The 13,956-nt window shown below is 41.2% G+C and carries 14 protein-coding genes and 1 other annotated feature; all 14 genes read left to right on the top strand.

The features are described 5' to 3' along the window. The first annotated feature begins 59 nt into the window (after positions 1-59). The 14 genes from ACP69X_RS12415 (at position 60) to ACP69X_RS12350 (ending at position 13,926) form a co-directional block, all read left to right on the top strand. Positions 60-458 (top strand): cytidine deaminase, encoded by a 399-nt coding sequence (locus tag ACP69X_RS12415; RefSeq protein ID WP_008356263.1) that lies wholly within the window; start codon positions 60-62, stop codon positions 456-458. Continuing rightward, complete coding sequence (gene era / locus ACP69X_RS12410) at positions 451-1,356, top strand: GTPase Era (RefSeq protein WP_007501305.1); 906 nt, start codon at positions 451-453, stop codon at positions 1,354-1,356. Before ACP69X_RS12415 ends, era begins: the two co-directional genes overlap by 8 nt. A 147-nt stretch (positions 1,357-1,503) precedes the next feature. Next, positions 1,504-1,647, top strand: a complete 144-nt coding sequence (locus tag ACP69X_RS12405; protein WP_003217288.1) for a YqzL family protein — start codon at positions 1,504-1,506, stop codon at positions 1,645-1,647. A 35-nt stretch (positions 1,648-1,682) separates the two neighbouring features. After that, positions 1,683-2,453 (top strand): DNA repair protein RecO, encoded by a 771-nt coding sequence (gene recO / locus ACP69X_RS12400; protein ID WP_047202320.1) that lies wholly within the window; start codon positions 1,683-1,685, stop codon positions 2,451-2,453. Positions 2,454-2,492: 39 nt separating this feature from the next. Continuing rightward, positions 2,493-2,670: a binding site (T-box leader), on the top strand. Between the two features lie 112 nt (positions 2,671-2,782). Beyond that, positions 2,783-3,670, top strand: coding sequence for a glycine--tRNA ligase subunit alpha (gene glyQ, locus ACP69X_RS12395; RefSeq protein ID WP_012010611.1), 888 nt, complete (start codon positions 2,783-2,785; stop codon positions 3,668-3,670). Beyond that, positions 3,663-5,708 carry a glycine--tRNA ligase subunit beta gene (glyS, locus tag ACP69X_RS12390; RefSeq protein WP_073979121.1) on the top strand — a complete coding sequence of 682 codons (2,046 nt, stop codon included), beginning with the start codon at positions 3,663-3,665 and terminating at the stop codon, positions 5,706-5,708. The genes glyQ and glyS overlap by 8 nt, the downstream gene beginning before the upstream one ends. 167 nt (positions 5,709-5,875) lie before the next feature. Then, a complete protein-coding gene (locus ACP69X_RS12385; RefSeq protein ID WP_024423017.1) occupies positions 5,876-6,514 on the top strand; it encodes a helix-turn-helix transcriptional regulator in 639 nt (212 codons plus the stop codon). A gap of 25 nt (positions 6,515-6,539) precedes the next feature. Then, entirely contained in the window at positions 6,540-7,361 is an 822-nt protein-coding gene (locus tag ACP69X_RS12380) for a pyruvate, water dikinase regulatory protein (protein ID WP_008342399.1), read from the top strand. Between the two features lie 261 nt (positions 7,362-7,622). Next, complete coding sequence (locus ACP69X_RS12375; RefSeq protein ID WP_426052712.1) at positions 7,623-8,123, top strand: YaiI/YqxD family protein; 501 nt, start codon at positions 7,623-7,625, stop codon at positions 8,121-8,123. A gap of 33 nt (positions 8,124-8,156) precedes the next feature. Next, positions 8,157-9,986, top strand: a complete 1,830-nt coding sequence (gene dnaG / locus ACP69X_RS12370; RefSeq protein ID WP_024423015.1) for a DNA primase — start codon at positions 8,157-8,159, stop codon at positions 9,984-9,986. A 206-nt stretch (positions 9,987-10,192) separates the two neighbouring features. Continuing rightward, positions 10,193-11,314, top strand: coding sequence for an RNA polymerase sigma factor RpoD (gene rpoD, locus ACP69X_RS12365; protein WP_008342392.1), 1,122 nt, complete (start codon positions 10,193-10,195; stop codon positions 11,312-11,314). A 301-nt stretch (positions 11,315-11,615) separates the two neighbouring features. Further along, entirely contained in the window at positions 11,616-11,975 is a 360-nt protein-coding gene (cccA, locus tag ACP69X_RS12360) for a cytochrome c550 (RefSeq protein WP_034280134.1), read from the top strand. Between the two features lie 120 nt (positions 11,976-12,095). Next, positions 12,096-12,812 (top strand): tRNA (adenine(22)-N(1))-methyltransferase, encoded by a 717-nt coding sequence (locus ACP69X_RS12355; RefSeq protein WP_411264276.1) that lies wholly within the window; start codon positions 12,096-12,098, stop codon positions 12,810-12,812. Further along, entirely contained in the window at positions 12,805-13,926 is a 1,122-nt protein-coding gene (locus ACP69X_RS12350) for a Nif3-like dinuclear metal center hexameric protein (protein ID WP_039180024.1), read from the top strand. The genes ACP69X_RS12355 and ACP69X_RS12350 overlap by 8 nt, the downstream gene beginning before the upstream one ends. Positions 13,927-13,956 lie beyond the last annotated feature (30 nt).

Genomic DNA, 13,956 nt, shown 5'->3' with positions numbered 1-13,956 from the left:
AATTATGTAAAATATAAATGTGACAGTGGTACCATTTCTTCTGAAAGTGGGAACTAGGAATGAACAAACAAGAGTTGATTTCAGAAGCAATCAAAGCAAGAGATTTTGCATATGTACCCTATTCTAAATTCAAAGTCGGTGCAGCGTTACTGTCGAATGATGGAAAAGTGTATGGCGGCTGCAACATTGAAAATGCAGCATATGGTATGTGTAATTGTGCGGAAAGAACAGCACTTTTTAAAGCCTATTCAGAAGGCATTACATCTTTTCAAATGTTAGCAGTGGTGGCTGATACAGACCGTCCTGTTTCGCCGTGCGGCGCATGCAGACAGGTCATTTCAGAGCTATGTGCACCTGACATGCCAGTGATTCTAACGAACTTAAAAGGACATATATACGAAACAACAGTAAACGAACTATTGCCAGGCGCATTTTCACCGGAGGATTTAAATGACTAACGAAAGCTTCAAATCAGGATTTGTATCAATTATTGGAAGACCAAATGTAGGGAAATCAACCTTTCTTAATCGTGTCATTGGACAAAAGATCGCCATCATGAGCGATAAGCCCCAAACGACGCGAAACAAAGTGCAAGGTGTCCTGACAACGAACACATCACAAACGATCTTTATCGATACACCAGGGATTCATAAACCTAAGCATAAGCTTGGTGATTTTATGATGAGGGTTGCTCAAAATACACTGAAGGAAGTCGACCTGATCTTATTTATGATCAACGCACAGGAAGGCTATGGCAAAGGTGATGAATTCATCATTGAACGACTAAAGCAAACATCTACACCGGTGTTCCTTGTCGTGAATAAAATTGACCAAATTCATCCAGATGAACTGTTCCTTTTAATTGATGAATACCGCACACGTTATCCATTCAAGGAAATTGTGCCAATTTCAGCTCTTGAAGGAAACAATATCGACACGCTTCTTCAGCAGATTGAAGGTTATCTTCCAGAGGGCCCTCAATTTTATCCGGCAGATCAAGTAACAGATCATCCAGAACGGTTTATTATTTCTGAATTAATTCGTGAAAAAGTGCTGCATTTAACGAGAGAAGAGATTCCGCACAGTATTGCGGTTGCGATTGAATCGATTAAGCCAGATGAAAATGGCAAGATCCATGTCGCGGCAACCATTGTCGTAGAACGTGATTCGCAAAAAGGGATCGTCATTGGTAAACGAGGTAGCTTGTTAAAAGAAGTGGGACAAAAAGCGCGCAGAGATATTGAAGCACTTCTAGGCTCAAAAGTGTATTTAGAGCTTTGGGTCAAAGTTCAGAAGGACTGGCGTAATAAATCCACTCACTTGCGTGACTTCGGATTTAGAGAAGACGAATATTAAAAAATCGCGCATTTGTCAGCAAATTTGACAATGGTGCGGTTCGATTAGTAAAAATTGTTTATCATGAAATGGAGGTAGCCTGGTCAAGATAAAATTAATATGTTGGATGTAGCGTTGCTGCTTCTAATAAAGAAAGGTGGGGTTTTTATGTTGAATTTTACATGGAACGTATTTTCACAAACAGGAAGCGTTGACACGTATCTGCTTTTCAAAGAGTTAGAAAAGGAGAACCTGGAAAGACCCGATGTACTTGAAGAAGAAATAGCACGATTTGATTTTCCAATCTTATAATTCTTGACCCCCTCCAGCGCTCGGAGTGTAGACAAATGCTCATTAAAAGTGAAGGAATCGTCCTTAGAACAACAGATTATGGCGAAACAAACAAAATTGTCACGCTGCTCACAAGAGAACATGGAAAAATTGGCGTGATGGCAAGAGGCGCAAAAAAATCAAACAGCCGCCTGTCAGCCATAAGCCAGCCGTTTTTATACGGCACCTTTCTTATCCAATCATCAACAGGACTTGGAACGCTCCAGCAAGGCGAAATGATTGAAAGTATGCGGGCCATTCGGGAAGACTTATTTCTGACCGCATATGCCGCATATATGACGGAATTGATTGATAAAGGGACAGAAGAAAAAAAGCCAAACCCTTATTTGTTTGAGCTTCTGCTTCAATCTCTGCGTCATCTCAACGAAGGCACAGATGCTGATATTATTTTATTTATCGTAGAGGTTAAAATGTTATCAGTGATGGGGATGAAGCCTGAACTTGATCAATGTGTTCACTGTGGTCAAAAAGAAGGGCAGTTCCATTTCTCGATAAGAGATAACGGCTTCATTTGCCAAAATTGTTTTTCGAAAGATCCATATAAACTGCCCTTGTCCCCCGCAGCTGCAAGGCTGCTCCGTTTGTTTCACTATTTTGATTTATCAAGGCTTGGTCAGGTTGATGTGAAGCCGCAGACGAAACAAGAAATTCGTCAAGTGCTTGATCACTACTATGACGAATATTCTGGCCTCTATTTAAAATCAAAAAAATTCATGAATCAGATGGAATCCATGAAAAAGCTAATGGGTGACGAAAACAAAAGTTGACATCTCCCATGACTTTTTGTAAGATCATCTAAGATAAAATATGTTGCATTGACAGAAAGAAGTACTTACGTAAAATCCATAAAAGCGACCTTAGGGCGGTGTGAGCTAAGGATGGAGGCGTAACGAAAGGCATTCTTGAGCAGCGTAAAACAAAGCGGCTGGATGCTACGACACCAGCAAATAGGGTGGAACCGCGGGAAAAACTCTCGTCCCTATGTTTGCAAAGAACCTTGCGAGCATAGAGACGGGAGTTTTTGTGTTCTCTTACAAGGTTCTAATCCCACCCGCCATACATAGCGGTTGGTGTAGAAAAGATGGAGGTGCGATCATTGAATATTCAAGACATGATTTTGACGCTGCAAAAGCATTGGTCAAATGAAGGCTGCGTATTAATGCAGGCGTATGACACAGAAAAAGGTGCCGGAACGATGAGTCCATACACGTTCCTCAGAAGCATCGGCCCAGAGCCATGGAAGGTAGCATATGTAGAGCCTTCAAGACGCCCGGCTGATGGCAGATATGGAGAAAACCCAAATAGATTGTATCAGCATCATCAATTTCAAGTGATCATTAAGCCATCACCTGACAATATTCAAGAACTATATCTTGAATCATTGAAGGCACTTGGCATTGACCCGCTGAAACATGATATTCGTTTTGTGGAAGACAACTGGGAAAATCCATCTCTTGGCTGTGCAGGACTTGGATGGGAAGTATGGCTTGATGGGATGGAAATTACACAATTCACGTATTTCCAACAAGTCGGCGGCTTAGAATGTAAGCCGGTTTCTGTTGAAATCACATACGGTATTGAACGTCTTGCTTCTTACATCCAGGACAAAGAAAATGTCTTCGATCTTGAATGGACAGACGGATTTACGGTCAGAGATTTATTCTTAATGGCTGAATATGAGCACTCTGTTTATACATTTGAAACATCTAATACTGACATGCTGTTCGAGCTATTTACAACCTATGAGAAAGAAGCACATAGTCAAATGGACAAAGGGCTTGTTCACCCGGCATACGATTATGTCCTCAAATGCTCTCATACGTTTAACCTGCTTGATGCAAAGGGCGCTATTTCTGTGACTGAGCGAACTGGTTATATCGGAAGAGTGCGTCAGTTAGCAAGAAAAGTAGCCAAAACCTATTATGAAGAACGCGAAAAATTGGGATTCCCTATGCTAAAAGAGGAGGCGGCTTCTCATGAATAAACAAGATGTATTACTTGAAATCGGCTTAGAAGAGATGCCGGCTCGTTTCATGCCAGAGAGCACAAAACAGCTAGGTGAGAAAGTAAAAGCATGGTTTGAAACGCAAAATATTTCATTCGAAGAGACTGCTTTATTCAACTCACCAAGACGTCTTGCTGTACTTGTGAAAGGTGTTGCAGAAAAACAAGAAGACATCAAAGAAGAAGCAAAAGGTCCAGCTAAAAAGATTGCTCAAGATGCTGAAGGCAATTGGACAAAAGCTGCTGAAGGCTTCGCCCGGGGCCAAGGTGCTTCAACAGATGATCTCTATTTCAAAGAGATCAAAGGAGTGGATTATGTCCATGTCCAAAAGTTTCAAGAAGGGAAGCAAGTCAAAGACCTTCTCCCAGCGTTAGGTGAGATCGCTGCTTCATTAAGCTTTCCAAAGAACATGAGATGGGGAAGCGAAGATTTACGCTATATCCGTCCGATTAAATGGATTGTTTGTTTATTTGGACAAGAGATTGTACCTGTTGAAATTGCTGGTGTGAAAAGCGGCCGTGAAACAAGAGGACACCGTTTCCTTGGAACAACAGCCAGCATTGACACACCGGCTTCCTATGAACAAACATTGCGCGATCAATTTGTGATTGCAGACTCAGATAAAAGAAAACAATTAATTACTGAACAGCTAAATGCGCTATCTTCAGAAAAAGGCTGGGTCATTCCTGTTGATCCTGAACTTCTAGAAGAAGTGAATGATCTTGTAGAATACCCAACTGTGCTGTTTGGTTCCTTTGAAGAAGAGTTTCTTGCATTGCCGGAAGAAGTATTGGTGACAACAATGAAAGAGCATCAGCGCTACTTCCCTGTGAAAAATGAGCAAGGAGAATTATTACCGCACTTTATTACAGTCAGAAACGGAAACAGTGATGCGCTGGAAAATGTCGCAAGAGGGAATGAAAAAGTACTTCGTGCACGTTTATCAGATGCTGCATTCTTCTATAAAGAAGACGAAAAACTAGTGATTGAAGACAATATTAAAAAGCTTGATAAAGTGGTATTCCATGAGAAACTTGGAACAATCGGCGACAAGCTGAAGAGAGTGACAGACATTGCAACCCGTCTAGCGGCTCATGTCGGAGCAGATGACGAAACAACTAAACGTGTGGCGAGAGCAGCAAGTATTTCGAAGTTTGACCTTGTGACTCAAATGGTCTATGAATTCCCTGAATTACAAGGAATCATGGGTGAGAAATATGCAAGAGCTCTTGGTGAACATGAAGAAGTGGCAAGAAGCATCAACGAGCACTATATGCCGCGCTTTGCTGGTGACGAGGCACCATCCACTTTGATTGGTGCGATTGTGGCCGTAGCAGATAAGCTCGATTCTATTTGTTCATTCTTCTCAATCGATGTGATCCCAACGGGTTCTCAAGACCCTTATGGACTTAGAAGACAAGCGAGCGGTATCGTTCAAATCCTGCTCGACCGTCATTGGAATATTTCATTTAAAGAGCTGTTAGCACTTGCTCAAGTAAAGGCAGAACATGAAGCTGCTCTATTTGAATTTTTAACGCATCGTTTAAAATATGTTCTTCAAGCAGAGCATATTCGCCATGATGTTGTTGATGCAGTGCTGGATGTTGAAAATATTGAGCCATATGCAGTCGTCAAAAAAGCAGCTGTTCTTGAAGAGAGTGTAAAACAAGAAAGCTTCAAAGAAACGGCTGAAGCATTGGGACGCGTCATTTCAATTAGTAAAAAAGGGGAAGACGCAGAGATTCAGCCTGAATTGTTTGAAAATGAACATGAGCAAAAGCTGTTTGAGGCGTATCAGCAAGTAGAGAAAGCTGTCAAGGAACATGTAGCAGCAGGACAATACAACCTGGCACTTGAGGCACTAGATACATTAAAAACACCGATCGTTCATTATTTCGATCACACAATGGTTCATGCGGATGATGAAAAACTGAAGCGAAATCGTTTGGCACAAATGGTCAAACTAGCCAAAGTGATTCAATCATTTGCGAATATGAACAATTTAATTGTAAAATAAATACTTAAGAACGGTTGCCTTTTCCGAAGGGCAATCGTTTTTTACTCATTTAATTCACGGTTTTTGAGTGGATTTTTGTTTCATTCGGACAAAGATGCGCTATAATATGATGAGTTATGAAAATGATATACATAAAATAAAGATTTCGCTCTCTCTATTTAAAGGTGGTGAGTACAATCGAGTTAAATAAACGGCAAGAGCAGATTTTACAGATTGTCAAAGAGAATGGTCCGATCACTGGAGAGCATATCGCCGATCGGCTGAACTTAACAAGGGCGACCCTCAGACCGGATTTAGCCATTTTAACAATGTCAGGCTTTTTAGAAGCAAGACCAAGGGTCGGCTACTTTTTCACAGGAAAAACAGGCACGCAGCTTCTCGCAGATAAGCTGAAAAAACTTCAAGTGAAAGATTTTCAATCCATTCCAGTGGTGATACATGAGAATGTTTCGGTTTATGATGCGATTTGTACGATGTTTTTAGAGGATGTGGGCACATTATTCGTTGTGGACGATCACTCTATTTTAACAGGCGTGTTATCAAGAAAAGACCTCCTTCGCGCAAGTATAGGGAAACAGGAGCTTCCATCTATCCCTGTCCATATTATTATGACAAGAATGCCGAACATCACCGTTTGCCGCAAGGAAGATTTCATTATGGATGTGGCGAAGCACTTGATTGAAAAGCAAATAGATGCACTTCCTGTGATAAAAGATACGGATAAAGGCTTTGAAGTGGTCGGTAGAATTACGAAAACAAACATGACGAAAATACTTGTTAGCTTATCGGAGAACGAAATAATTTAATGACAGAAGACTGCGAGGGGATGTTATGAGTAATCGCGTAATTTTTGTGGTATCAGATTCAGTAGGAGAAACGGCAGAGCTCGTGGTCAAAGCGGCACTTAGCCAATTTGATGGCGGCTCATCAGACCATTCAAATATTAGAAGAATCCCGTATGTAGAGGATGTTGGTACGATTAAAGAAGTCATTTCACTGGCGAAAGCAGATAATGGGATCGTCTGCTTTACTCTTGTTGTGCCAGAAATGCGCCAATTCTTAATTGAGGAAGCAGAAGCAAACGGTGTTGTTTATTATGACATCATCGGTCCACTCATTGATAAAATGGAGACGGCATATGGAAATGAAGCGAAACATGAGCCGGGGCGTGTACGTCAATTAGATGAGGACTATTTTAAAAAGGTAGAAGCTATCGAGTTCGCTGTGAAATACGATGACGGCAGAGACCCAAGAGGCATTCTAAAGGCTGATATTGTGCTCATTGGTGTATCACGCACGTCCAAAACACCATTATCTCAATATTTAGCGCATAAACGGCTGAAGGTAGCGAACGTTCCAATTGTACCTGAAGTTGATCCGCCAGAAGAGTTATTTTCAGTTGATCCGAAGAAATGTATCGGTTTGAAAATTAGTCCAGACAAATTAAATCATATTCGCAAAGAGCGGTTAAAATCTCTTGGTTTAAATGATCGCGCTATTTATGCGAACATTGAGCGGATTAAAGAGGAACTAGAGTATTTTGAAAAAGTGGTTGACCGCATTAACTGTCAAGTCGTTGATGTATCGAATAAAGCAGTTGAGGAAACGGCAAATGTCATTCATCAAATGCTGACCAAAAGAGGTTCCGAATAAACTCAGGATGCTCCTCCTGGGTTTTTCCTATGGTGGGAAACGGGTAAACAAAAACAATAGCATATTTGCTGCATTTGTATTATAATAAAAAATTGTGATAAAATGATTGATTTTAGGTTTAAGTTAAGTCAAGAACGAATAAACTAATATTGGCAGAAGTCAAGTGATTCTGAACATAACTTTTCGACAAAATGAGTTGTACTGTTGATTGCTTTATGGGGGAAAAGTATGGTCTTTTTGCTTCTCTAAAGCAGGAATAAGGTGGAGGGATGGAGAATTAGTCACCTGAATGAACGTAAAAAAGAGAGGACGATTTATGTCGATGCAGATGCTTGTCCTGTAAAAGACGAAATCCTTTCTGTCGCATCTCAATTTCAAGTACCAGTGACATTTATTGCTTCATATGAGCATTTTCAAACCAAAAGATCTCCACTTGAAGATTGGCGGTTTGTAGATACACATAAGGAAGCAGCGGACTTAGTCATTGCCAACTCAGCTGCCGCACATGATATTGTCGTCACCCAAGATATTGGTCTTGCCTCCTTATTGCTTCCGAGACAGGTCATTGTTCTGTCTGAAAGAGGACGAATGTACACAAACGAAACAATTGATTTTGAATTGGAACGCAGGCATGTTTCCAGCAAACAGCGAAGAAAAGGTGTATACGGAAAAGGTCCCAAAAAGCTTTTAGAAGAGGATAAGAAGCGATTTATGGCGCAACTACAAAAAATCCTGTCGAATCATGAAGGATTTTTAAATTAAAAGGCGAATAATGTACGACGGAGTGTTATTAGGATGAGCAAACGTATACCAGATGAACTTTTGGAGCAGATCCAAAAAAACGCAGACATTGTCGAAGTGATTGGAGAATACGTACAGCTTAGAAAGCAAGGTCGAAATTACTTCGGTCTTTGTCCATTCCATGGTGAAAATACTCCTTCATTCTCTGTTTCAGCAGATAAGCAAATCTTCCATTGTTTTGGCTGTGGTGCAGGAGGCAATGTGTTTTCGTTCCTCAGACAAATGGAAGGCTACTCATTTATTGAAGCCGTTTCACATGTGGCTGATAAGTACCATATTGATCTGCCTGATCAGGTGGCGAATGCTCAGATGAGTTCCTCTCAGCAGGAGGACACAGCAGATCATAAAATGATTGAGGCCCATGAGCTTCTTAAGAAATTTTACCACCATTTGCTGGTAAATACAAAGGAAGGTCAAAACGCACTCGATTATTTACGGTCCAGAGGCTTTACGGATGAAACAATTGCCAAGTTTGAGATCGGGTATGCTCTTGATTCTTGGGATTTCGTGACCAAGTTTTTAGAAAAACGAGGATTTGATCCTGTGATGATGGAGAAGGCTGGTCTTTTGATTCAACGTGAAAACGGCACAGGCTTTTTTGACCGCTTTAGAGATCGTGTCATGTTTCCCATTCATGATCATCATGGAACGGTCATCGCTTTTTCCGGAAGATCGCTTGGTGATCAGCAGCCTAAATATATGAATAGTCCTGAAACGCCGCTTTTTCATAAAAGTAAGCTGCTTTATCACTTTCATGACGCACGTATGCATATTCGCAAACGCGAACGGGCAGTTCTTTTTGAAGGATTTGCAGACGTCATCTCAGCTGTTACATCAGGTGTCGGTGAAAGTGTTGCAACAATGGGTACGTCTCTTACAGAAGAGCACGTAAAGCTTCTCAGGCGGAATGTAGAAGAGATCATCCTTTGCTATGACTCTGATACGGCCGGATACGAAGCGACCATGAAAGCATCAGATTTGCTTGGAAAAAGAGGATGTAAAGTTCGCGTTGCCATGATACCAGATGGACTTGATCCAGATGATTACATTCGTAAATATGGCGGCGAGAAATTTAGGAATGACATCATAGATGCAAGTGTGACATTAATGACGTTTAAGATGAATTTTTTCCGAAGAGGAAAAAACTTATCAGACGAAGGAGACCGTCTTACTTATATGAAGCAGGTTCTCCGAGAAATCAGCCGGTTAAACGGCTCTTTGGAGCAAGAGATTTACATGAAACAGCTTGCTGGGGAGTTTTCGATCTCACTTGATTCATTAAAAGAACAACTGGAGCTGTTTGAAAAGCAGCAGCGGCAAGAAACCAAAAGCACGCAGGAAGAAAACGGGCTTGAAAAACGGCGTGCACATCTGTCAACACAAGTGAGAAGAAAGCGTCTGCGGCCGGCATATGAAAATGCAGAGCGAATGCTGCTTGCTCATATGTTAAAAAGCGATGACGTGATCCGCAAAGTACTTGACAGAATCGGGATTGAATTTAATATAGATTCGCACAGGGCGCTGGCAACATACATTTATGCCTTGTATGAAGAAGGCAAAGAACCAACGCCGCAGCACCTGATGAACCGTATAGAAGATGATGTCATGAATCAACTGTTGACGGATATATTGATGATTCAAGTCGGAGACGAACTAAGTGAAGCTGAATTAAGTGATTATGTAAAAAAAGTGTTGAATCATCGGAATTTGTCAATGATAAAGGAAAAAGAGCTAGAACGTGCAGAAGCGGAGAGGCAAAAAGATTTCTTCAAAGCGGCAACACTTGCAAAAGAAATTATTCAGTTGAACCGTTCGCTGAAGTAATACGTCTAATATTAATGACAGGACTTACGGCTGGCAATGAATCCTTTACGGGAGGAGCATAAGACCGCAAGCATCTTGCCTTCATCATTATTTATTTTATTTCCTATTTGCTTCGTCATCTGTTTGATAGAGAGAGAAAAGCAGGGCGGAAGCAAATCGCAAGTTACTTTAGAATTCGTTGCAAGCTTTGGAAGGAGGGATCCATAATGGCTGATAAACAAGCCCACGAAACCGAAACTGAATTAACCTTTGAACAGGTGAGAGATAAGCTCACTGAAACGGGTAAAAAACGGGGCGTTTTAACATACGAAGAAATTGCAGAGCGTATGTCTAGCTTTGAAATTGAATCAGACCAAATGGATGAATACTATGAATACTTAGGCGAACAGGGTGTAGAGCTCATTAGTGAAAACGAAGAGACAGAAGACCCAAATGTTCAGCAGCTGGCTAAGGCGGAAGAAGAATTTGACCTGAATGATTTAAGCGTACCACCAGGTGTCAAAATTAATGATCCTGTTCGTATGTACTTAAAAGAAATCGGACGCGTCAATTTGTTATCTGCTAAAGAAGAAATAACGTATGCTCAAAAGATCGAAGAGGGCGATGAGGAATCAAAAAGAAGATTAGCGGAAGCGAACCTTCGTCTCGTTGTCAGCATTGCGAAACGGTATGTCGGTCGTGGCATGCTGTTCCTTGACTTGATTCAAGAAGGAAACATGGGTCTGATGAAGGCGGTTGAGAAGTTTGATTACCGCAAAGGATATAAATTTTCAACATATGCGACTTGGTGGATTAGACAGGCGATCACACGTGCGATTGCCGATCAGGCGAGAACAATCCGGATCCCGGTTCATATGGTGGAAACCATTAATAAATTGATCCGTGTTCAAAGACAGCTTCTGCAAGACCTAGGCAGAGAACCAACGCCTGAAGAAATTGCTGAAGACATGGATTTAACTCCAGAAAAGGTAAGAGAGATTCTTAAAATTGCGCAAGAGCCTGTATCTTTAGAAACACCTATTGGTGAAGAAGATGACTCGCATCTTGGTGATTTTATCGAAGACCAAGAGGCGACATCTCCATCTGACCACGCTGCGTACGAACTCTTAAAAGAGCAGCTTGAAGATGTATTAGACACGCTGACGGACCGTGAAGAAAATGTGCTGAGACTACGTTTCGGACTAGACGACGGAAGAACACGCACGTTAGAAGAGGTTGGTAAGGTGTTCGGCGTAACAAGAGAGCGTATCCGACAAATTGAAGCGAAAGCTCTTCGTAAATTAAGACACCCAAGCAGAAGTAAACGATTAAAAGACTTCTTAGAGTAGAAACCGGACGGATCTTGAAAGAGATCCGTTCTTTCTTATCAAAAATGAAAACGCTTTTTTCAATCTGATTATATTTTACTGAATAACAAATGAATTTGCAACGTTCTTAGAGAAAAGATGTATAAAAAATACATCTAAATGTGCTGAAGGCTTCATTTCTCATCTTGAATCATTTTTGTCTAATCTGTGAACTTGACCAAAGTTTTGTATCATAATTCGTTTACTTTTTGTAAAATTAAAGTAGAATTAGAATTGTTTGCATAGTCTCAAAGGGGTTTTCACAAAGGGGAGGATGAAAGAAATGAAACGGAATCCACTTATACCATTTTTATTGATTGCCATTTTAGGTATTGGACTCACTTTTTTCTTATCAATGAAGGGGCTGAAAGATGAAGAAAAGATTGCCTCAGGGGGCAAAGAGCAAAAGCAAGAAGAGACAGCAAATGCGACGCCGGAAGAATTGTATAAACAGAACTGTCTAAGCTGTCACGGGGAAAACTATGAAGGCGGCGCAGGTCCTGCTTTAAAAGGTGTTGGAGACAAGCTTGAAGTCGCTGACATCAAGAAGAAAATTCAAGAAGGCGGCAACGGGATGCCAGGCGGGCTGATTCCGAATGAAAAGCTCGATGAAATGGCGGAATGGGTATCTAAAATTAAATAACCTTATACAAAAAGCTCTTTTTCAAAAGAAGAGCTTTTTTCATTTGAAAACGACTTTTAAAAAGTCCATAATTTATATAAGATAGACAAGTATGAACATTAAAGAAAAGTAGTGATACGTATGAATGAAATGAATTTATCCAAACGATTAAAAAAAGTCGCAGACTTTTTACCAGATGAGGCAGTCTTCGCTGATATCGGCTCAGACCATGCCTATTTGCCATGCTATGCGATCCTGCATCAAAAAGCAGTGAAAGCCATTGCTGGTGAAATTACCGATGGACCGCTCCAATCGGCGCAGCAGCAAGTACATAGACTTGAATTAGATGAACAAATATCGGTCAGAAAAGGAAATGGCCTTGAAGTCATTGAAAAAGGTGAAGTGAATGCTGTGACGATTGCAGGTATGGGCGGTGCACTCATTGCAAGTATTTTAAATGAGGGCAAGCATAAGCTCGCAGGCCATGAGCGGCTCATTCTTCAGCCGAATATCCATGCCCACCATATTCGTTTATGGCTTTATCAAGAGGGGTATGAATTGATGGATGAAGTCATTTTAGAAGAGGACGGCAAAATATACGAAATCATCATCGCAGAAAAAGGTGATAAAGATAAAGCTTATGAAGGAATGTCACTTGAAGCAGGCATGCTGGTTGGTCCGTTTCTTGCGAAAGAGCAAAATGACGTCTTCCAGCGCAAGTGGATGCAAGAGCTTCAGCATATGGAGAAGATAGAAAGTCAAATTCAGCAGGCAGCACGGACAGAAGAAAACAAAGAGCGCCTTGAAGAGCTGAATGTGAAAATAAAGATGCTAAAGGAGGTCTTGACTGTTGGCTAAAACAGTAAACGGGCATGAAATCATCCAATTGTTTGAACAATTTTCACCAAAGGCATATGCCATGGAAGGTGATAAAATTGGTCTCCAGATTGGAACATTAAATAAAAAAGTAAGTAATGTGATGATCACCCTAGATGTATTAGAGAATGTAGTAGATGAGGCGATCGAGCGAAAAGTGGATCTCATTATTGCGCACCATCCGCCGATTTTTCGTCCATTAAAACATGTAGCGACAGATCAGCCAGCTGGACGGATCATTGAAAAATGCATCAAACATGATATTGCGGTATATGTGGCACATACGAATTTAGACGTAGCTGATGGCGGAGTCAATGACCTGCTTGCTGAGGCTCTAGAGCTTGAAGAAACAAGTGTGCTAGTGCCGACATACGAGGATCCAATCAAACAGCTTGCTTTGTATGTCCCTGAAGAGTTTGAAGAGGCCATCAGGACAGCTTTAGGAAATGCGGGCGCAGGTCATATCGGCAACTACAGCCATTGTGCGTTTTCAAATGAAGGGACAGGAAGCTTTCTGCCATCAGAAGAAGCTAAGCCGTTTATTGGGGAGTCGGGTCAATTAGAATTTGTGAAAGAAGTGCGGATTGAAACCATTTTCCCAGCAAGCATAGAAAAACAAGTGATTCGCGACATGATCAAAGCACATCCTTACGAAGAAGTCGCCTATAGTGTACACACGACAGATCTTCCTCCTATTCAAAAAGGCCTTGGCCGTATTGGAGAGCTAAATGAGCCTATGACACTTAGAGATTTCACACAATTTGTGAAAACGAAGCTAGATGTGAATGGTGCTCGTTTTGTAGGAGATCAAGACGCTGTAGTGAAAAAAGTGGCGGTGCTTGGCGGAGACGGAAATAAATACATCCATCAAGCGAAAAGAATGGGTGCAGATGTGTATGTGACAGGAGACCTTTATTTCCATGTTGCGCATGATGCCATGATGCTTGGGCTGAACGTAGTGGACCCAGGACATTATGCTGAAAAGATTATGAAAGAGGGCGTAAAGGCGAAGCTTCAATCGCTATGTGCAGATAAAAAATATGACGTGCAGCTCTTTGTTTCTGAATCAAACACAAACCCATTTCAATTTATGTAAACAAAAAACGTCAGAGCGGATATGCTCTGA

It is taken from the genome of Bacillus sp. DC4300-2b2, from assembly GCF_049895685.1.
Classification (GTDB): domain Bacteria; phylum Bacillota; class Bacilli; order Bacillales; family Bacillaceae; genus Bacillus; species Bacillus safensis.
The sequence above is the reverse complement of the archived record's forward strand: the minus strand, read 5'-3'. Positions and strand labels throughout refer to the sequence as shown.